The 19,297-nt window shown below is 69.3% G+C and carries 20 protein-coding genes; 12 read left to right on the forward strand and 8 right to left on the reverse strand.

Translation table 11 applies throughout. The features are described 5' to 3' along the window. On the forward strand, positions 1–86 hold an 86-nt coding region (locus tag ASG87_RS21105; protein WP_326937910.1), incomplete at its 5' end, for a Fe-Mn family superoxide dismutase. A 101-nt stretch (positions 87–187) separates the two neighbouring features. On the opposite strand, the gene ASG87_RS17000 is transcribed toward ASG87_RS21105, so the two are convergent. Together ASG87_RS17000 and purE are read right to left on the reverse strand one after the other, a co-directional pair. Continuing rightward, a complete protein-coding gene (locus tag ASG87_RS17000) occupies positions 188–1,348 on the reverse strand; it encodes a 5-(carboxyamino)imidazole ribonucleotide synthase (RefSeq protein ID WP_056007981.1) in 1,161 nt (386 codons plus the stop codon). Further along, positions 1,345–1,848 (reverse strand): 5-(carboxyamino)imidazole ribonucleotide mutase, encoded by a 504-nt coding sequence (gene purE / locus ASG87_RS17005; protein WP_056007984.1) that lies wholly within the window; start codon positions 1,846–1,848, stop codon positions 1,345–1,347. Before purE ends, ASG87_RS17000 begins: the two co-directional genes overlap by 4 nt. Before the next feature lie 61 nt (positions 1,849–1,909). Between purE and ASG87_RS17010 the strand changes: the two genes are divergently transcribed. The 4 genes from ASG87_RS17010 to ASG87_RS17025 all read left to right on the forward strand — a co-directional run bounded on the left by ASG87_RS17010 (position 1,910) and on the right by ASG87_RS17025 (position 5,950). Beyond that, complete coding sequence (locus tag ASG87_RS17010) at positions 1,910–2,182, forward strand: Trm112 family protein (RefSeq protein WP_056007987.1); 273 nt, start codon at positions 1,910–1,912, stop codon at positions 2,180–2,182. A 168-nt stretch (positions 2,183–2,350) separates the two neighbouring features. Beyond that, on the forward strand, positions 2,351–4,594 hold the full coding sequence (locus ASG87_RS17015; protein ID WP_056009043.1) for a DUF1631 domain-containing protein: 2,244 nt from the start codon (positions 2,351–2,353) through the stop codon (positions 4,592–4,594). Next, entirely contained in the window at positions 4,591–5,448 is an 858-nt protein-coding gene (gene nadC, locus ASG87_RS17020) for a carboxylating nicotinate-nucleotide diphosphorylase (RefSeq protein ID WP_056007990.1), read from the forward strand. The genes ASG87_RS17015 and nadC overlap by 4 nt, the downstream gene beginning before the upstream one ends. A gap of 55 nt (positions 5,449–5,503) precedes the next feature. Beyond that, positions 5,504–5,950 carry a DUF3301 domain-containing protein gene (locus ASG87_RS17025; protein ID WP_056007993.1) on the forward strand — a complete coding sequence of 149 codons (447 nt, stop codon included), beginning with the start codon at positions 5,504–5,506 and terminating at the stop codon, positions 5,948–5,950. 34 nt (positions 5,951–5,984) lie between these two features. Here ASG87_RS17025 and ASG87_RS17030 read toward each other — a convergent pair whose 3' ends face one another. The 5 genes from ASG87_RS17030 to petA all read right to left on the reverse strand — a co-directional run bounded on the left by ASG87_RS17030 (position 5,985) and on the right by petA (position 9,779). Further along, positions 5,985–6,413, reverse strand: a complete 429-nt coding sequence (locus ASG87_RS17030; RefSeq protein ID WP_056009046.1) for a ClpXP protease specificity-enhancing factor — start codon at positions 6,411–6,413, stop codon at positions 5,985–5,987. A 17-nt stretch (positions 6,414–6,430) separates the two neighbouring features. Next, entirely contained in the window at positions 6,431–7,057 is a 627-nt protein-coding gene (locus ASG87_RS17035) for a glutathione S-transferase N-terminal domain-containing protein (protein WP_056007996.1), read from the reverse strand. A gap of 70 nt (positions 7,058–7,127) precedes the next feature. Further along, complete coding sequence (locus tag ASG87_RS17040) at positions 7,128–7,859, reverse strand: cytochrome c1 (protein WP_056007999.1); 732 nt, start codon at positions 7,857–7,859, stop codon at positions 7,128–7,130. Between the two features lie 13 nt (positions 7,860–7,872). Beyond that, positions 7,873–9,174, reverse strand: coding sequence for a cytochrome bc complex cytochrome b subunit (locus ASG87_RS17045; protein ID WP_056008002.1), 1,302 nt, complete (start codon positions 9,172–9,174; stop codon positions 7,873–7,875). After that, positions 9,174–9,779, reverse strand: coding sequence for a ubiquinol-cytochrome c reductase iron-sulfur subunit (gene petA / locus ASG87_RS17050; RefSeq protein ID WP_056008005.1), 606 nt, complete (start codon positions 9,777–9,779; stop codon positions 9,174–9,176). The genes ASG87_RS17045 and petA overlap by 1 nt, the downstream gene beginning before the upstream one ends. A 187-nt stretch (positions 9,780–9,966) precedes the next feature. Here petA and ASG87_RS17055 point away from each other — a divergent pair, with 187 nt between their 5' ends. Next, the gene (locus ASG87_RS17055; protein WP_056008008.1) at positions 9,967–11,145 is read left to right on the forward strand and encodes a trypsin-like peptidase domain-containing protein; all 1,179 of its coding nucleotides are present in this window, start codon (positions 9,967–9,969) and stop codon (positions 11,143–11,145) included. A 17-nt stretch (positions 11,146–11,162) separates the two neighbouring features. Here the strand turns inward: ASG87_RS17055 and ASG87_RS17060 are convergent, their stop codons facing one another. Continuing rightward, entirely contained in the window at positions 11,163–12,263 is a 1,101-nt protein-coding gene (locus tag ASG87_RS17060; protein ID WP_235499678.1) for a lytic transglycosylase domain-containing protein, read from the reverse strand. Positions 12,264–12,554: 291 nt separating this feature from the next. Here ASG87_RS17060 and miaB point away from each other — a divergent pair, with 291 nt between their 5' ends. From miaB to ASG87_RS17090, 6 genes are all read left to right on the forward strand, one after another. Next, positions 12,555–13,913 (forward strand): tRNA (N6-isopentenyl adenosine(37)-C2)-methylthiotransferase MiaB, encoded by a 1,359-nt coding sequence (miaB, locus tag ASG87_RS17065; protein ID WP_056008010.1) that lies wholly within the window; start codon positions 12,555–12,557, stop codon positions 13,911–13,913. A gap of 274 nt (positions 13,914–14,187) precedes the next feature. Further along, positions 14,188–15,171 (forward strand): PhoH family protein, encoded by a 984-nt coding sequence (locus tag ASG87_RS17070; protein ID WP_056008013.1) that lies wholly within the window; start codon positions 14,188–14,190, stop codon positions 15,169–15,171. Positions 15,172–15,248: 77 nt separating this feature from the next. Next, the gene (gene ybeY, locus ASG87_RS17075) at positions 15,249–15,692 is read left to right on the forward strand and encodes an rRNA maturation RNase YbeY (RefSeq protein ID WP_056009051.1); all 444 of its coding nucleotides are present in this window, start codon (positions 15,249–15,251) and stop codon (positions 15,690–15,692) included. A 135-nt stretch (positions 15,693–15,827) separates the two neighbouring features. Further along, entirely contained in the window at positions 15,828–16,676 is an 849-nt protein-coding gene (locus ASG87_RS17080) for a transporter associated domain-containing protein (protein ID WP_056008016.1), read from the forward strand. Between the two features lie 130 nt (positions 16,677–16,806). Further along, positions 16,807–18,030 (forward strand): DUF4105 domain-containing protein, encoded by a 1,224-nt coding sequence (locus ASG87_RS17085; protein ID WP_056008019.1) that lies wholly within the window; start codon positions 16,807–16,809, stop codon positions 18,028–18,030. A gap of 256 nt (positions 18,031–18,286) precedes the next feature. After that, positions 18,287–19,255 (forward strand): magnesium and cobalt transport protein CorA, encoded by a 969-nt coding sequence (locus ASG87_RS17090; RefSeq protein ID WP_157511142.1) that lies wholly within the window; start codon positions 18,287–18,289, stop codon positions 19,253–19,255. Positions 19,256–19,297: the final 42 nt, after the last annotated feature.

Genomic DNA, 19,297 nt, shown 5'->3' on the forward strand with positions numbered 1-19,297 from the left:
TCGACTACCGCAACGCCCGCCCGAAGTACCTCGAGGCGTTCTGGAACCTCGTCAACTGGGACTTCGCGGCGAAGAACCTCGCCTGACCGCGACGCCTGCCGCCAGGCAGGCCCATCGACAAACAAAAGGCGGAGCCGTTGCCGGCTCCGCCTTTTGTTTGTCCTCGACGCACCGGATGCGGGCGCGCCTACCGGTCCTTCAGGACCTGCAGCGCCGGCGCGACCTGCGCCCCGCGCCCCAGCGCCTGCGCCACCGCGTCCAGCCTCGCCGCGAGCTGGTGCGCATCCGGTGCGCACACGGTGGCGTGCCCCACCTTGCGCCCCGGCCGCGACTGCTTGCCGTAGTCGTGCCAGTGTGCATCGGCCGCGGCAAGCACCGGCGTGGCATCGGGCAGCTCGCCGATCCAGTTGAACATCGCCGACGACCCGCGTGCGGAGATGTCGCCGAGCGGGAGGCCCAGCACCGCGCGCACGTGGTTCTCGAACTGGCTGGCCAGCGCGCCCTCGATCGTCCAGTGGCCGGAGTTGTGCACGCGCGGCGCCATCTCGTTGCCGAGCAGCTCGCCGTCCTTCACGAACAGCTCCAGCGCGAACACACCCACGTAGCCCAGCCGCTCGGCCAGCGTGCGGGCCAGGTCGGTCGCGCGCGCCTGCAGGGCCCCCACGTCCGGCGCCGGCGCCAGGCTCAGCGAGAGCACGCCGTCGGTATGCCAGTTCTGGGTCAGCGGCCAGGTGCGGAAATCGCCGTCGCGGCTGCGCACCGCGATCACCGACAGCTCGCGCTCGAACGGCACGAAGGCCTCGAGGATCAGCCCGTGCGCGCTCGCCTGCGCGCCGAGCGCGGCCCAGGCCGCGTCGGCGTCGGCCAGCGCGCGCAACCGGAACTGCCCCTTGCCGTCGTAGCCGAGCCGGCGCGTCTTCAGCACCGCCGGCGCACCGATGGCAGCCAGCGCGCGGTCCAGGTCGGCCCGGGTTTCGATCGCCATGAACGCGGGCGTATCCAGGCCGCATTCGCGGAACAGGGTCTTCTCGGCCAGCCGGTCCTGCGCCACCGCCAGGGCCTGCGGCGCCGGGAACACCGCCACCCGCCCGGCCAGCCAGTGCGCCGTCTCGGCCGGCACGTTCTCGAAATCGAAGGTGACCACGTCGACCCGGCGCGCGAAATCCTCCAGCGCCGCGTAGTCGGTCCAGTCGGCCACCACCAACGGCGCGACCTGGCCGGCGCAGGCGTCGGCGGCGCTGTCCACCACCAGGGTCTTCACGCCCAGCGGCGCGGCGGCCAGGGCCAGCATGCGCGCGAGCTGGCCGCCGCCAAGGATGCCCAGTACGGGTTGATGGCGCTCGCTCACGTGCGCGGGTCCGGCCGGTCGAGCACGCCCTGGGTCTGGCGCCGGCGGAAATCGTCCAGCGCGTCGGCCAGCGCGGGATCGTGCAGCGCCAGCACCGCCGCGGCGAGCAGCCCGGCGTTCACCGCGCCGGCGCGGCCGATCGCCAGCGTGCCGACCGGGATGCCGGCCGGCATCTGCGCGATCGACAGCAGCGAATCCATGCCGTTGAGCGCCTTCGACTGCACCGGCACGCCGAACACCGGCAATCGCGTCTTGGCCGCCAGCATGCCCGGCAGGTGCGCGGCGCCGCCGGCGCCGGCGACGATCACCTCGATCCCGCGCGCCGCCGCTTCCTCGGCGTAGCGGAACAGCAGGTCCGGCGTGCGGTGGGCGGATACCACCCGCACTTCGTGCGGCACGCCCAGCTCGTCGAGTACGCCGGCCGCGTGCTCCATCGTTTCCCAGTCCGAGCGCGAGCCCATTACCACGCCGACGCGTGGTGATTTGGCAGTCGAAGTCATGGTCCCGCCATTCCAAAAAGGCTATTGTACGGGCTTTCCGCATTCCGGCACGATCCGCTCCATGGACAAGCGCCTGCTCGACATCCTGTGCTGCCCGGTCAGCAAGACTCCCGTCCGCCTGCTCGGCAAGAGCGAGCTGGACGCGCTCAATGCCGCCATCGAACAGGGCCAGGTGGACACGGTGGCCGGCGCCCCGGTGCGCCAGCGGCTGGGCGAGGGCCTGATCACGACCGACCGCAAGGTGATCTACCGCATCGACGACGGCATCCCGGTGATGCTGCCGGAGGAAGGCATCGGCACGGTGCAGCTGCGCGATTTCCCGCCGGCCGCCTGAGCGGCGGCCCGTATCCACGGAAATGGCGCTCCACGGCCGTTTCCGGTCCGCAAATGTGAGCCGTTCGACCCTGGCGCGACATGACATGGTCATGCCTTTTCGCTTATCGTCAGGCGTCGGACGGCGTTTTGTCCGCGATCGCAGACGGCACGCTTCAGGGGTGTGGCGGTGAAAGAAGCCAGTGAGCCATCCAAGATAGTCAACCTGAGCCAGCGGCTTGATCCTTCCAGCCAGCGGGTCGGCGACCTGCTGAACGCCGTGCGCGGCGTGGCCGGGCGCCGCCTGCAGCAGTTGCTCGGCAACATGTTCGAGCACGTCGACGACGCCCTGTTCGACCTGGCCGAGAAGGCCGAGAACAACGCCGCGCAGATGCACTACTTCGACGGCATGCGCGAGGTGCGCAAGCGCCGCCCGGCGGTCGAGCGCAACTACCTGACCCAGGTCAACCGCGAACTGGCCGACATGACCATGGGCCAGCGCCAGGCCGCGCCGGAAGCCCTGCCCGGCGGCCCGATCGAGCTGGCCCTGGTGGCCGACAACGAGCTGGAGGAGTCGCTGGCGATCACCAGCATGATCGGCAAGAACGAATCGCGCTTGGCGCGCGACCTGTTCGCGGTCAACCAGCGGCTGTCGGTGATCTGCGGCGGCCTCAAGATCGACGAGGCGAACAACCCGATCGCCCCGGCCGCGCTGGCCCAGGCCTTCCGCCAGGCGATGCGCGAGCTGACCGCGGACATGCGCGTCAAGCTAATCATCTACAAGCTGTTCGACCGCTACGTGCTGTCCGCGCTGGAAGACCTCTACCAGGACGTCAACGCCGAGCTGATCCGCGCCGGCGTGCTGCCGCAGCTACGCCACGAGATCGTCCGCGGCGGTGCGGCCAAGGCGGTCGGCGACGGCGCCCCGCGCGGCGCGGAGGGAACGCCCGGCGCCGACGAGGCGGTCGAGGTCTCCGACGACCTGCTGCAGACCCTGCGCAGCCTGTTCAACGCCCGCCGCCACCCGGCCGGCGAGACAGGCGCGATCGCCGGCTCGATGTCGATTCCCACGGCGAACGAGCTGCTGGGCGCGCTCAGCGTCCTGCAGAGCCAGCTCGCCAGCGGCCCGCTGCCGGTGCAGGACCTGGACACCGCGGCGCTGAACCGCGAAGTGGCCCAGTTGAAGGAGCACCTGCTCAGCCAGCTCGGTGCCCTGCGCGGCGAACGTCCGGGCCAGGTCGCCACGATCGACGAAGACACCATCGACCTGGTCGGCATGTTGTTCGAGTTCATCCTCGAGGACCGCAACCTGCCGGCCGAGATGCAGGTGCTGCTCGCACGCCTGCAGATCCCCTACCTGAAGGCCGCGATCATCGATCGCCGGCTGTTCGCCCATCGCCAGCACCCGGCCCGCCGGCTGCTGGACAGCCTCGCGGAACTGGCCAAGGGCTGGTCGGCCGAATCCGACCGCGACCACCGCGTCCACGAAAAGGTGAAGTCGGTCGTCGACCGCCTGCTGCACGACTTCGACGACGACATGGGCATCTTCGAGCGGCTCGGCCAGGAACTGCAGGAGTTCCACGACCTCAGCCGCCGCCGCGCCGAACTGGCCGAGCAGCGCGTGGCCGAGTCCACCCGCGGCCGCGAGCGCCTGGAACAGGCCCGCCGCCGCGCCGCGCGCGAGATCCTCGACCGCATCGGCGGGCAGACCCTGCCGCCGCTGGTCCACGGCGTGCTGGCCCGCGCCTGGGCCAACTACCTCGTGCTGACGATCCTGCGCCAGGGCGAGGAGTCGACGGAATTCGCCGAGGCGCTGCGCTTCATCAACGAATTCATCGCCAGCACCCGGCCGGCCCGCGACCCGGAGAGCCAGCGCCAGCTTCGGCAGATGCTGCCCGGCATCGAGCGCGCGCTGCGCCGCGGGCTGGCCAACGTCGCCTTCCAGGAAAGCGACATCGAGCGCCTGCTGGGCCAGTTGCACACCTATTACCGCCAGCAGCTCGGCGAGGTCGTCGAAGATACGCCCCAGGAAGCGGCACCGCTGCCGATCCCCGACAGCATCCAGCCGATCGTCGAGGCCGAGGCGCCGGTCATCGCCGCCGAGGCGGAGCAGCTCGCCAACCCACCGCAGGACCTGCCCGAACTGGAGCAGGTGGCCGCGCTGAAGCCGGGCACCTGGCTGGAGTTCTGCCCCACCGGCGATGCGAACGAGCGCGCCAAGCTGTCGTGGATCAGCCCGATGAGCGGCCGCTACCTGTTCGTCAACCGCCGCGGCCTCAAGGTGGCCGACTACGCGCCGCACGAGCTGGCCGCGGCGCTGGCCGCCGGCAGCGCGCGCGTGCTCGCCTCCGAACCGCTGTTCGACCGCGCCCTGGATGCCATCGTCGGCCGCCTCAGCCAGGCGGCCCCGGCCGATGACACGGATACCGAATGACTGCCAAGCTTGCGCTCGACCCGCCCGCCCCCCCGCTGATCGACGCCGACGTCGCCCGCGCCTTCGCCGAGGACCTCGGCAGCGGCGACGCCACCGCCGACCTGCTGCCCGCCGACGCCCAGGCGCATGCCGCGCTGACCTCCCGCGAGTCCGCGGTGATCGCCGGCATTCCCTGGTTCGACGCCTGCTTCCGCAAGCTCGACCCGGACGTGCGCATCGACTGGAAGGTCGCCGACGGCGAGCGCGTGGCGGCCGGCAGCGTGATCTGCGAACTGCGCGGCCGCGCGCGGGCCCTGGTCAGCGCGGAGCGTTCGGCGCTGAACTTCCTGCAGTTGCTGTCCGGCACCGCGACGATCACCGCCGCGCACGTCGCCGCCGTCGCCGGCACCGCGGTGCGCGTGCTCGATACGCGCAAGACCCTGCCCGGCCTGCGCCTGGCGCAGAAGTACGCGGTGCGCTGCGGCGGCGGCCACAACCACCGGATCGGCCTGTACGACGCGATCCTGGTGAAGGAAAACCACATCATCGCCGCAGGCGGCATCGACGCCGCGGTCGCGGCGGCCCGCCTCCGGCATCCGGACCTGCTGCTGGAAGTGGAGGTGGAAAACCTCGACGAGCTGCGCCAGGCGATCGCCGCCGGGGTCGACCGGATCATGCTGGACAACTTCACCCCGGACCTGATGCGCGAAGCCGTGGCCCTCGCCGCCGGGCGGGTTCCGCTGGAGGTTTCCGGCAACGTCGACCTGGACAGCATCGGCGAGCTGGCACGCACCGGCGTCGACTTCATCTCGGTCGGCGCACTGACCAAGCACGTGCGCGCCGTCGACCTCTCGCTGCGCCTGCGGCTGGACTGAGCCACCTTCCCGGCGCCCGCTTGCGTACGCCCGACCGCGTACCCACACTGCCGCGATGGGTAAATTCGGCGACCTTTTCCTGCTGCTCGCGTTCGGCGCCCTCGTCGGCCTGTGGCTGAAGCTGATCCGCGCGCGCGAGCATGCCGTGGCCGAGGCGCGCCGGCAGTGCGAACGCCACGGCCTGCAACTGCTGGACGAGAGCGTGGGCCTGCGCGGCCTGCGCCTGCGCCGCCGCGACGGGCTGAAGCTGGAGCGCTGCTACGGCTTCGAGGTGAGCGTGGACGGCGACGACCGCCAGCCCGGCCGGATCTGGATGGCCGGCGGCGCAATGAGCGGACTGAGCCTGCCCACCCTCGAATCGGGACCGGCGGAACATCCGCCCATCGAGCATCCGTCCGGCCTCCCTTCAGCCGCCGGGGCGCCCGACGAACCGGACTCCCGCCCGCTGCCGGACAACGTCATCTCGCTGCGCCGGTTCCGCGACGAGCGCAAGGGACAGTGAGCTTCTTCCGCCACCGGCGCAGGCCGGCGGCCGGTCATTTCACCACGCGCAGGTGCGGCGTGCCGCGGCGCGGCTTGTCGCCGTCGTCGTCGCCGGGAGGAACCGGCGGGGTGCCGTCCGGCTCCGGGGACGGCGGCGGCGGTGCGTCGCCTCCTTCCTCGGCGGGGAACATCATGCCCTGACCGTTTTCCTGCGCGTACAGCGCCAGCACCGCCTGCACCGGGATGTGGATCGCCTGGCTGACGCCGGAAAAGCGCGCCTGGAAACTGATCCACTCGTTGCCCAGGTCGAGGTTCGCCACCGCACGCATCGCCAGGTTGAGCACCACCTGGCCGTTCTTGACCACCTGCGGCGGCACGCGCACGCCGTCGACCGTGGCGTCAACCAGCACGTAGGGAGTGAGGTTGTTGTCGCTGATCCAGTCGTAGATCGCCCGCAGCAGGTAGGGGCGGTTGGAGGTCATCGGTACGGCTTCGTCGTTCATTGCGGCCGCATGGCCCTTTCTTCGGCGGTGAGACTGCGGGCATAGCCCTGGCTGTGGAACAGGCGCTCGCCGTAGTCGACGATCGGCTTGCCCTCGCGGCCCAGCTCCACGCCCAGCCAGGGCAGGCGCCAGACCACCGGGGCGACCAGGCAGTCGATCAGACTCATCTCGGGGTTGAGGAAGAACTTCGCGGCCTTGAACAGCGGCAGCGAAGCCAGCAGTTGCTCGCGCAGCCGCTTGCGCGCCGCGTCCGCAGGGCGGCCGCCGGCACGGATGGCATCCACTTCCGGCAGCCAGTCGCGCTCGATGCGCACCGCGGCCAGCCGCAGCCGTGCGCGCGACAGCGGGTCGATCGGCATCAGCGGCGGATGCGGATAACGCTCGTCCAGGTACTCGCAGATCACCGCGGTGTCGTACAGGCTGAGCTCGCGGTCGACCAGGGTTGGCGTATTGCCGTAGGGATTGAGGTCGATCAGGTCTTCGGGGGGACGGGCCGGGTCGACCTGCACCCGCTCGTAGCTGACACCCTTGGCGGCCAGCACCAGCCGGACACGATGGCACTGGATGTCATCGGCGGTGGTGTACAGGGTGAGTACGGCACGCGAACGAGCGCTTTGGACCATGCATGGTCTCCCCATCAACCGGCAGGGCGGCGCCAGGCGCCACCCTGCCCATCATGACCGGACGGCGTCCTCAGTGGACGTCCTTCCAGTATTCCTTCTTGAGCATATAGGCGAGCAGGCTGAAGCCGGCCAGGAACAGCAGCACCCAGATACCGTACTTCTGGCGCTGCAACGCGGCAGGCTCCGAGACGTATTCCAGGAAGCTGGTGAGGTCGCGCGTGGCCTGGCGGTACTGCTCCGGGGTCATCTTGCCCGGCGAGGACAGCTCGAGCTTCTCGATCTCATCCTCGCTGCCCGGCTTCTTCACCGCGGTCTGCACGCCCTGCAGCTCCCACATCGGGAACGGCATGGAGGCGTTCGGGAACACCGAGTTGTTCCAGCCCACCGGGCGGCTCGGATCGACGTAGAACGAGTTGAGGTAGGCGTTGACCCAGTCGGCGGTCTTCGCGCGCACTTCCAGCGACAGGTCCGGCGGTGCCTTGCCGAACCACTGCTTGGCCGAGTCCTCCGGCATGTGCGAAACCACCGTCTCGCCGAACTTGGCGCCGGTGAAGTTCAGGTTCTGCATCACTTCCTGCTCGGACAGGCCCAGATCCTCGGCGATACGCGAATAACGCACGTACTTCAGCGAGTGGCAGCCCACGCAGTAGTTGAAGAACAGCCGGGCGCCGCGCTGCAGCGAAGCCTGGTCGCTCACGCTGGTGCCGGCCGGCGGCAGCCCGCCCTCTTCCGAGGCCTGGACGGATGCGCTGCCCAGCAGCAGGCCGAACGCCAGCGCAAGCGAGAAGATGTAGTGCTTCATGTGGAGCTGCCGCTTAGTCATGCATCGTCACCCGTTCCGGAACCGGCTTGGTCTTTTCCCAGCCGAGGCGTGTATAGAACCAGAGGAACACGAAGAACCCGAAGTACAGCAGGGTCATCGCGCGGCCGAACAGGTTCTCCCAGAACGTGACGTCGACATTGCCGAACCACTCCGGAATCACCTCGGCGGTGATGCCCGCGCCGACGGCACCGAGCATGAAGAACGACACCACGAACAGCCCCAGCGCCACCTTGTAGCCGGTGCCGCGGTAGCGGATGGACTTGACCTTGCCCGCGTCGATCCACGGCAGCACGAACAGCACCGCGATCGCGCCGAACATGCCCAGCACGCCCCACACGGCGGTGCCGAAGAACGAGGGGATCATGCGCAGGATCGCGTAGAACGGGGTGAAGTACCACACCGGCTTGATGTGCGACGGCGTCGCCAGGTTGTTCGCCGGGATGAAGTTGTCGTGCTCCAGGAACCAGCCGCCGAAGGTCGGCGCGAAGAAGATGATGAACGCCGCGATCATCAGGAAGAAGCCCACGCCGACCAGGTCCTTCACCGTGTAGTACGGGTGGAACGGGATGCCGTCGGCCGGCTTGAGCGCGTCCCAGCGGTTGCCCTTCGGGCCCTTCTTGATCTCCACGCCGTCCGGGTTGTTCGAGCCCACCTCGTGCAGCGCGGCGATGTGCAGCACCACCAGCAGCAGCAGCACCAGCGGCAGCGCGATCACGTGCAGCGCGAAGAAGCGGTTGAGCGTGGCGTCGGCCGGGATGTAGTCGCCCATGATCCACTGCACCAGCGTGTCGCCGATGACCGGGATGGTGCCGAACAGCGAGATGATCACCTTGGCGCCCCAGAACGACATGTTGCCCCACGGCAGCACATAGCCCATGAAGGCTTCGGCCATCAGCACCAGGAAGATCAGCATGCCGAGGATCCACACCAGCTCACGCGGCTTCTTGTACGAGCCGTACATCAGGCCGCGGAACATGTGCAGGAACACCACCACGAAGAACAGCGAGGCGCCGGTGGAGTGCATGTAGCGGATCAGCCAGCCCCACTCCACGTCGCGCATGATGTACTCGACCGAGGCGAACGCTTCCGCCGCGCTGGTCTTGTAGTTCATGGTGAGGAAGATGCCGGTGACGATCTGGTTGACCAGCACCAGGATGGCCAGCGAGCCGAAGTAGTACCAGAGGTTGAAGTTCTTCGGCGCGTAGTACTCGGTCATGTGCTTGCGGTACGCCGGCATCATGTTCGGCGCGCGCTCGTTGACCCAGTTGCCGATGTTGGTGAAGACGTTAGCCATCAGCCGGCCTCCTTGGGATCGACGCCGATCTGGATGGTCTTGTCATCCACGAAATGGTACGGAGGCACCTGCAGGTTCTTCGGTGCCGGCACGCCGCTGAAGACGCGGCCGGACATGTCGTAGCGCGACTTGTGGCAGGGGCAGTAGAAGCCGCCCTTCCAGTCGGGATCGAACGGCTCGGGCTTGATCACCGGCACGTAGTCGGGCACGCAGCCCAGGTGGGTGCAGATGCCGACCACCACCAGCCATTCCGGCTTGATCGAGCGGTTCTCGTTCTGCGCGTACTTCGGCTGCTGGTCGGCCGAGCCCTGGTCGGACTTGGGATCGACCAGGCGGCTGTCCACCGACGGCAGCGCATCGAGCTGCGCCTTGGTGCGGTTGACCACGAACACCGGCAGGCTGCGCCACGCCACGATCAGCTGCTGCCCCGACTCGATCTTGGAGAGATCGACGGTGACCGGAGCGCCGGCGGCCTTGGCGCGCGCGCTGGGTTCCCACGACTTGATGAAGGGCACGACTGCCGCAACGACCCCCACGCCACCGACCACCGCGGTGGTCGCTGTGAGGAATCGGCGGCGGCCGTGATCGACGACTTCGTTCGCCATCAGGCTCTCCGGTACTTGCAATGCCATTGAGACGCAGGCTATCGGTGCCTGCAAAAATCGCGTTAGTGTAGCGTCAGGGCCTGCCCCGTACAATCAAACCCCACGGGGGAAGCCATGGTCCCGCCACGCTGCCCGTGGTCCCCGCCGCGGCGGCGCCGCCCATGGTCTGGTCAAGAAATCACTGCCTATGAAAGATGCCGCCGGCCTGCTCGCCTTCGTCGCCCGCTTCGTCGTCCTCGGACTGGCCGTGGCGTTCGTGGTCGGCCTGTTCTGGCCGGGCAGCGGCGACCGCCTGCGCGCGCGCTTCGGGCTCGCCCCGGCCGCCCAGGCGCCCGCCGCGACCGCGCCGGCCGGCCGCGGGCCGGCCTCCTACGCCGACGCGGTGGCCCGCGCCGCGCCCTCGGTGGTGAACATCTACGCCAACAAGATGGTCACCGAGCAGGCCGTGCGGATGTACAGCGACCCGGTCCTGCAGCGCCTGTTCGGGGGCCTGCCGACCGGCCCCGCCTACAAGCGCCCGCAGCAGGTGCTCGGCTCCGGCGTGATCGTCAGCGCCGAGGGCTACGTGCTGACCAACAACCACGTGATCGCCAACGCCGACGACATCCAGGTGCTGCTGTACGACGGCCGCATCGCCAAGGCCACCCTGGTCGGCGCGGACGAGGAGACCGACCTGGCCGTGCTGAAGATCGAGGCCGGCAACCTGCCGGTGATCCGCATCGCCGACCAGCACGCGGTGCGCGCCGGCGACGTGGTGCTGGCGATCGGCAACCCGCTGGGCCTCAACCAGACCGTGACGATGGGCATCGTCAGCGCGATCGGCCGCCAGCTCAGCAGCGGCAGCCCCGAGGACTTCATCCAGACCGACGCGGCGATCAACCTGGGCAACTCCGGCGGCGCCCTGGTCAACGCCGAGGGCGAGCTGGTGGGCATCAACACCCTCTTGATCGGCAAGGCCGCCAACGCCGAGGGGATCGGCTTCGCCATCCCGGTCGACAATGCCAAGAAGGTGCTCGACCAGTTGATCGCCACCGGCCACGTGGTGCGCGGCTGGATGGGCGCCGACTACGCCTTCGTGCCGGTCGCGGCGGACAGCGGCCTGCCCGCCGCCGCGCGCGGCGCCCAGGTCACCGACGTCTACCCCGGCGGCCCGGCGGCCCTGGCCGGCATCCAGCCGCACGACATCCTGCTGCGCATCGGCACCGACGACATCCTCGACCCGGCCGACCTGCGCCGGCACGAGGCGGCGCTGCAGCCGGGCAGCAAGGTGCAGGTGTCCGGCCTGCGCAACGGCGCCCCGTTCCACAGCGAGGTCACCATCGCGCAGCGCCCGCCGATGCTCGGCAGTAGCGCGCTGGACGGCTGATCCCTCAGACAGGCCGGCTAAAGGTCGCCGGCAATGCGCGCTGCCGGCTTCACCGCCGCCAGCGAGGGGTGCGCCGCCGCGCCGTAGCGCTTGCGCAGCGCGCCGACGCGCTCGACGTAGACCCGGGTCTCGGCATAGGGCGGCACCCCGTTGTAGCGCTGCACCGCCGCCGGCCCCGCGTTGTAGGCGGCCGCGGCCAGCCGCTCGTCGCCGCCGAAGTTGCGCAGCAGCAAGGCCAGGTAGCGCGCGCCGCCGCGGATGTTCTGGTCGGCGTCGAACGCGTCCAGCACGCCCATGTCGCCCGCCGTGGCCGGCATCAGCTGCATCAGCCCCTGCGCGCCCTTGATCGACAGCGCGCGGGGGTTGAAGGCGCTTTCGGCATGGATGATCGCGCGCAGGAACGCCTCGTCGACGCCGAACTCGACGCTCGCCGCGCGGATCGTGGCGGCATACGCATCGAAATTCAGCCGCACGCTGTTCCAGTTGATCGGCGAGTGCAGGTTGCAGGCCATGCAGGTGGAGATGTAGCTGAACAGCATGGTCACCGCGCGGCCGCGCTGCGCGGCCGGCGGCAGGTTGGTGTACTCGACGCTGCCGTCCTTGCGCACGACCCGGTAGACCGCCCCGCGCAGGACGCGGTCGCCGGCCGCGCCGCTGGCGGCCGCGGCCACCGCGGGATCGGGCTGCGCGCGCGATTCGCTGTAGCTCCAGCGCCCCGGCACGCCGGCCGGCGTCGGGGCCGTCGATACCAGCTCGACCATCCGCGCGGAGGTCCGCACCGAGCCTTGCACGTCGGCGAACAGGGTCTTGCGCGGCAGCGGCGCCCGGGCGGTGGTCTGCACCGAGCCCTCGACCCCGTCCAGCGACGCCGGGGCGGTGGGCCGGGCGGTGGTTTCGACCGAGCCGCGCACCGCCGCCAGCGAGGCTTCGGCTTTCCGCGCAACCGGCGGCGCGCGGCGCCCCGACGGCGCGTACGAGCCCAGCCGCCTGCAGCCGGCATAGCCGGCGGTGCTGCTGCTGAAGACGGTCTCGCCGCCGCTGCCGGTGCAGCGGTAGAGCGTGGCGGCATGCGCCGCCGGCAGCGCGCCGATGCCCAGCAGCAGCGCGCAGGCGGCCACGACCCTTTGCAGGATCGCATGGCGCGGGAGGGCCCCTGGAGGCAGGCCGACGCTATCCCCTTGGCGCACGGCGGCAGACATGGCGCGCAGTGTGCCGCCATCGCACGGGCGATCTCAAGCGCGGGTCGTCCGTTCCGTGCGCCGCGTAGCATCCCGCGCCCCGCCATGGATGGCGGCGCAAGTGCTTGATCCGCCTTGCCGCTTCACTGGCAGGCGGCCGGAGGCAGGGGTAGACTGCGCGGTTCGGCGCCCGGCGCCCTATGCCTCGCGAAAGAAACGGTAATCCATGCCATGAGCGGCAAGCCAGCTCTCCATAAACTTTTCATCAAGACCCACGGCTGCCAGATGAACGAGTACGACTCGGCCAAGATGGCCGACGTGCTCAAGGCATCGCATGGCCTGGAACTGACCCAGGACGAGTCCGAGGCGGACGTGATCCTGATCAATACCTGCTCGATCCGCGAAAAGGCGCAGGAAAAGGTGTTCAGTCAGCTCGGCCGCTGGAAGGAGCACAAGCGCGGCGGCAAGCCGGTGCTGATCGGCGTGGGCGGCTGCGTGGCGAGCCAGGAGGGCGAGGCGATCGTCAAGCGCGCGCCCTACGTCGACCTGGTGTTCGGCCCGCAGACCCTGCACCGGCTGCCCGAGCTGATCGAGAAGCAGCGCGCCAGCGGCAAGCCGCAGGTGGACATCAGCTTCCCCGAGATCGAGAAGTTCGACCGTCTGCCCGAGCCCCGCGCGGAAGGGCCGACCGCCTTCGTCTCGATCATGGAGGGCTGCTCGAAGTACTGCTCCTACTGCGTGGTGCCGTACACCCGCGGCGAGGAGATCAGCCGCCCGTTCGACGACGTGCTCGTCGAGGTGGCCCAGCTCGCCGCGCAGGGCGTGCGCGAGGTGAACCTGCTCGGCCAGAACGTCAACGCCTACCGCGGCCCCACCCACGACGGCGGCACCGCCGACCTCGCCGTGCTGATCCACGCCATCGCGCAGATCGATGGCATCGGCCGCATCCGCTTCACCACCTCGCATCCGCTGGAGTTCTCCGACTCGCTGATCGAGGCCTACGCCAGCGTGCCCAAGCTGGCCAACTTCCTGCACCTGCCGGTGCAGGCCGGCTCCGACCGCATCCTCAGCGCGATGAAGCGCGGCTACACCGCGCTGGAGTTCAAGCAGAAGATCCGCAAGCTGCGCGCGGTGCGGCCGGACATCTGCGTCTCCTCCGACTTCATCGTCGGTTTCCCCGGCGAGACCGACGAGGATTTCGAGAAGACCATGAAGCTGATCGACGACGTCGGCTTCGACCAGAGCTTTTCCTTCATCTTTTCCTCGCGCCCAGGCACGCCGGCCGCCAACCTCGCCGACGAGACGCCGGCGGCGGTGAAGCACGAGCGCCTCGCGCGCCTGCAGGCGGCGATCAACGCCAATGCCAGGAAGATCAACGAGGCGATGGTCGGCACCGTGCAGCGCGTGCTGGTGGAAAAGCCCAGCACGCGCAACCCGAACGAGCTGAGCGGCCGCACGGAGAACATGCGCTACGTGAACTTCCCGGGCAACGCCCGCCTGATCGGCCGGTTCGTCGACGTGGAGATCACCGAGGCGATGAGCAACTCGCTGCGTGGACGGGTGCGACTCGTCGACGAAGTGGCGGCTTGATGCGGGCCCGGAGAGGCCGCAGTAAAGCTCCCCTGCATGACCAGCCATCCCGTCATCCGCACTCCCAAGTCCGTCATCCCCGCGAAAGCGGGGCTCCAGCGTCTTGCGTGCCTCGCAAAGGCACTGGATCCCCGCTTTCGCGGGGATGACGGGTCCGGGCATCGCGGCACGACATGCGTGACATAGCCTCCTCCGGCATCGTCCCGCAGCCTCATCCGGCGCCCTGCCCCATCAAGCGCCCCGGCCAGAAATACCATCCATCCGACAGATTCCCATGACCGACGGCCTCAACCAGCGCGATTTCGCCCTCGACCCCGAGGACAACGCCCGCCTCTCCAACCTGTGCGGGCCGTTCGACGAACACCTGCGCCAGGTCGAACTGCGCCTCGGGGTGGAGATCAACCATCGCGGCAACCTGTTCGAGGTGATCGGCGAGGAAGCCGCCGCGCGCGCCGGCGAGAAGGTCCTGCGCGCGCTCTACGAAGCCACCGCAAGCGAGGCATTGACCGGGGCGAAGATCAACCTGCACCTGGCCGAATCGGGCATCGACGCGATCGCCGACGAGGCGGCCGAGGGCGCGCAGGAAGTCGTCATCAAGGTCAAGCGCGGCGTGATCAAGGGGCGCGGCCCCAACCAGGCGCGCTACCTGCACGCGATCACCACGCACGACATCAGCTTCGGCGTGGGCCCGGCCGGCACCGGCAAGACCTACCTCGCCGTCGCCAGCGCGGTGGAGGCGCTGGAAGCCAACCGCGTGCAGCGCCTGCTGCTGGTGCGCCCGGCGGTGGAGGCCGGCGAGAAGCTGGGCTTCCTGCCCGGCGACCTCAGCCAGAAGGTCGATCCCTACCTGCGCCCCTTGTACGACGCGCTCTACGAGATGCTCGGCTTCGAGAAGGTCGCCAAGCTGATCGAGCGCAACGTGATCGAGATCGCGCCGCTGGCCTACATGCGCGGGCGCACGCTCAACGATTCCTACGTGATCCTCGACGAGGCGCAGAACACCACCGTCGAGCAGATGAAGATGTTCCTCACCCGCATCGGCTTCGGCTCGGTGGCGGTGATCACCGGCGACGTCAGCCAGGTGGACCTGCCGCGCAACGTGCGCTCGGGCCTTCGCCATGCGGTGGAAGTGCTGCGCGGCGTGGACGGCATCAGCTTCACCTTCTTCACCTCGCGCGACGTGGTGCGCCATCCGCTGGTGGCGAAGATCGTGCGCGCCTACGAGGCGTTCGAGCAGAAAGACGAGGACGCCAAGTGAGGCGATCCGCGGCCGCGACGAAGTCCCCGGCGGACGCGGCGCGCCCGGAGCCGCTCGCGCAGGACTCCGCGGCGAGGTTGTCCGTCGGCTACGCCGTGCCGCGCGCCGGCCTGCCCTCGGCGGCGAGCTTCCGCCGCTGGGCCGGGGCGGCGCTGAAGGGGGCAAGGCGGCGCAAGCCCGCCGAGCTGGCGATCCGCATCGTCGGCCTCGACGAAGGCCGCACGCTCAACCGCGACTACCGCGGCAAGGACTACGCCACCAACGTGCTGTCGTTCCCGGCCGAGCTGCCGCCCGGCATCGCGCTGCCGCTGATCGGCGACCTGGCGATCTGCGCCCCGGTGGTGGCCCGCGAGGCCGCCGAACAGGGCAAGCGCGAACGCGACCACTGGGCGCACCTGACCGTGCACGGCGTGCTGCACCTGCTCGGCTACGACCACGTCGAGGAAGCCGAGGCCGAGGCGATGGAGGCGCTGGAGACGCGCATCCTGGCCGGGCTCGGCATCGCCGATCCCTACGCCTGACGCCGTGCAGGCCGGCGGAAGCGGTCCCGCGAATCGCCCGCACGCCCCGGCCGGCATGGCTTGTGCCCTGAATCGTCACGCTTTTTCCGCTAGACTCCGGCTTCCGCCCGCATCCGGGCCGAATACCCAAGAGTGATGAGCGACGACCCAGGCAGTACCAACGGCCCGGCCCACCGATCCTGGTGGGATCGACTGGGCCACATGTTTTCCGGCGAACCCCGCAACCGCGACGAACTGATCGAGGAACTGCGCGCCGCCCAGGCCAACGGCCTGCTCTCCAACGACACCCTGACCATGGTCGAGGGTGCGCTCAAGGTCACCGAGCTGAGCGTGGACGACGTCATGGTCCCGCGCGCGCAGATCGTGATGCTGTCGGAAGATTCCCCGCTCGCGGACATCCTCGCCGCCGTGGTCGAGTCCGGCCATTCGCGCTTCCCCGTCCACGGCGAGGACAAGGACGAGATCATCGGCATCCTGCTGGCGAAGGACCTGCTGAAGTACTTCGGCGACAGTTCCGGCTTCGACATCCACACCCTGGTCCGCCCGGCCGTGCTGATTCCCGAGTCGATGCGGCTGAACGTGCTGCTGGCGGAGTTCCGCCGCTCGCGCAACCACATGGCCCTGGTGGTGGACGAATACGGCGGCGTCGCCGGCCTGATCACCATCGAGGACGTGCTGGAGCAGATCGTCGGCGAGATCGACGACGAGCACGACGACGAGGAAGAACCGGACCTGATGCACGAGCAGGCCGGCGGCGGCTGGCAGGTCAGCGCGCTCACCCCGATCGCCGATTTCAACGAGGAAACCGGCGCGGCGTTCTCCGACGAGGAGTTCGACACGATCGGCGGCATGGTCACCTCGGAGTTCGGCCACCTGCCCGAGGTGGGCGAGGAGATCGGGGTCGACGGCTACCTGTTCCAGGTCACCCAGGCCGACGACCGGCGCGTGCAGCAGTTCCGCGTGACGCGGCAGAAGCCGGACTGAGCGCCCGCCCTCCCCTGCTTGCGGGGGAGGGCGGACGGGGTAAAGCTTCGGCCTTCGACGCGCCGGATCGCCGGCGCACCTCTTCCCTCCCCTGCATGCAGGGAAGGCACCACGGAGACTCCCCCGCGCCATGCGCCTCACCCGCTGCCTGCCACTCCTGTTCGCCCTGTTCCTGCTCGGCGCCACGGCCGCCCGCGCCGGCGTGGCCGATGCGCCGGGCGCCAACCTCGACGTCGCGCTGGTCACCTACGGACCCGGCGAAACCTACTGGGAACGCTTCGGCCACGACGCCATCGAATTGCGCGACACCGCAAGCGGCGAGGCAGTGAGCTTCAACTACGGCGTGTTCGATTTCGACGAGCGCGGCTTCCTGCTCAACTTCGCCCGCGGCCACATGCACTACCTGATGGACGCCGCCCCCAGCGGGCAGGACGAAAGCTACTACCGCGACGCCGGCCGCTCGATCACCCGCCAGCAACTGGCGCTGACCGGCGAGCAGGCCGCCGCCCTGCGCGATTTCCTGCTGTGGAACCTGCGCCCGGAGAACGTCGGCTACAACTACGACTACTACGCCGACAACTGCACCACGCGCGTGCGCGACGCGCTCGACAAGGCGCTCGGCGGCGTACTCAAGGCCCAGTTGGCCAACCGCCCCGGCGGCATGACCTATCGCCAGCAGACCGTCCGCCTGATGAGCGCCCAGCCGTGGCTGATGCTGGTGCTGGACCTGGGCCTGGGACCGTACGCCGACCAGCCGCTCGACGGATGGCGCGAAAGCTTCCTGCCGATGGTGCTGCAGCGCGAGCTGCGCAGCGTGCGTGTCGCCGATGCCCAAGGCCGTACACACCCCCTGCTGCGCAGCGAGCGGGAACTGTCGCCCAACCGCCTCGACGTCCCGCCCGCCAGCCCCCCCGACCTGCGCCTGCCGCTGGCACTCGCCGGCCTGGCGACGGCCGCGCTGTTGCTGGCCGTGCGCCGCTACTGGCCGCTTGGGTACGCCCTGCTTGGTGCGCTTTACCTGCTGCTGGCCGGACTGGTCGGGCTGGTCTTGCTGATCCTGTGGACCCTGACAACGCACCACTCCGCCTGGGCCAACGCCAACCTGCTGCTGTTCAGCCCGCTGGCCTTCCTGCTGCTGCCGGCCGTATGGCATGCCTGCCGCGGCTTGCCGCCGTCGCGCTTCGCCAATCTCGCGCTCGTGCTGCAACTGCTTGCCGCGATGATCGCCGTCCTGCTGCACCTGCTGCCCGGCACCGTGCAGCAGAACCAGCCCTGGCTGCTGTTCGCCCTGCCCTGCTGGCTGGCGCTGGCATGGTCGCTGCGCAATCCCCGCCGCCCGTCGCAGGGTTCGTAGGCAGCGGCCTCGGTCGCGGCGGCTCTGGCTACATGCCGGGCCGATCCCGTCGAAACCCCGGACGGTTACAACCGAAGCAGCCTCACGAAGCTCCAGGAGCGCCCCCATGCGCGATTGCCTGCAACCGAGTGTGCCTGGCAGCGAGAGCCCCTCGGGCGAAGCCGCCGCATTGCCCCCTCCATGCGGCCGCGTGCATCATGCGTCCATGGAACCGTCGAATCCGCTCGCTTCCGCGCAGCCCGTCGCCAGGCAAGACATGGTGGTCAACTGTGTCGCCTACCGGCGCGACGGGCAGCGCATCGGCGACATCACGATCGATGCGATCAGCGACGTGCTGCAGCAGCAGGACACCTTCGTCTGGGTCGGCCTGCACGAGCCGGACGAAGCGCTGCTGCTGAAGCTGCAGGAGGAATTCGACCTGCACGACCTCGCCATCGAGGACGCGCACAAGGCCCACCAGCGCACCAAGATCGAAACCTACGGCGATTCGCTGTTCATGGTCGTGCAGACCGCGCAACTGGTCGACGGCAACCTCGCGTTCGGCGAGACCCACATCTTCCTTGGCCCGCGCTACCTGGTCACCGTGCGCCACGGCGCGTCGCTCTCGTATGCGCCGGCGCGGCGCACCTGCGAGCACGCCCCGGAGCTGATGGCCAACGGCCCCAGCTACGGCCTGTACGGCGTGCTCGACTTCATCGTCGACAACATGCTGCCGATCGTGCGCGACTTCCGCGAGGAACTCCACGATCTCGAAACCGACATCTTCGCCGATACCTTCAAGCGCAGCACCGTGCGCCGCCTGTACGACATGCAGCGCGACCTGATGACCCTGCGCCTGGCCGTGGCGCCGCTGCAGGACATCATCAGCCAGCTCGTGCGCCTGCATCCGCAATTGATTCCCGACGAGCTGCGCCCGTACTTCCGCGACGTGTACGACCACGTGTTCCGCGTCAACGAATCGATCAGCGCCATGCGCGAGATGCTCACCGCCGCGATCAATGTCAACCTCTCGCTGGTCACCTTCGGCCAGAACGAGGTGATGAAGAAACTCGCCGGCTGGGCCGCCATGCTCGCCGCGCCCACCCTCATCACCAGTTGGTACGGCATGAACTTCCACCACATGCCCGAACTCGACAAGCCCTGGGCCTACCCGGCGATGATCGTGCTGGTGGTCGGCGTGGTGGGCGGGCTCTACGCGTGGCTGCGGCGCTCGAAGTGGCTTTGAGCCGGGCTTGAAAGTCCTGGCGGAAGCCACGCAGGCAGGCAA

The organism is Frateuria sp. Soil773 (genome assembly GCF_001428405.1).
Classification (GTDB): domain Bacteria; phylum Pseudomonadota; class Gammaproteobacteria; order Xanthomonadales; family Rhodanobacteraceae; genus LMSL01.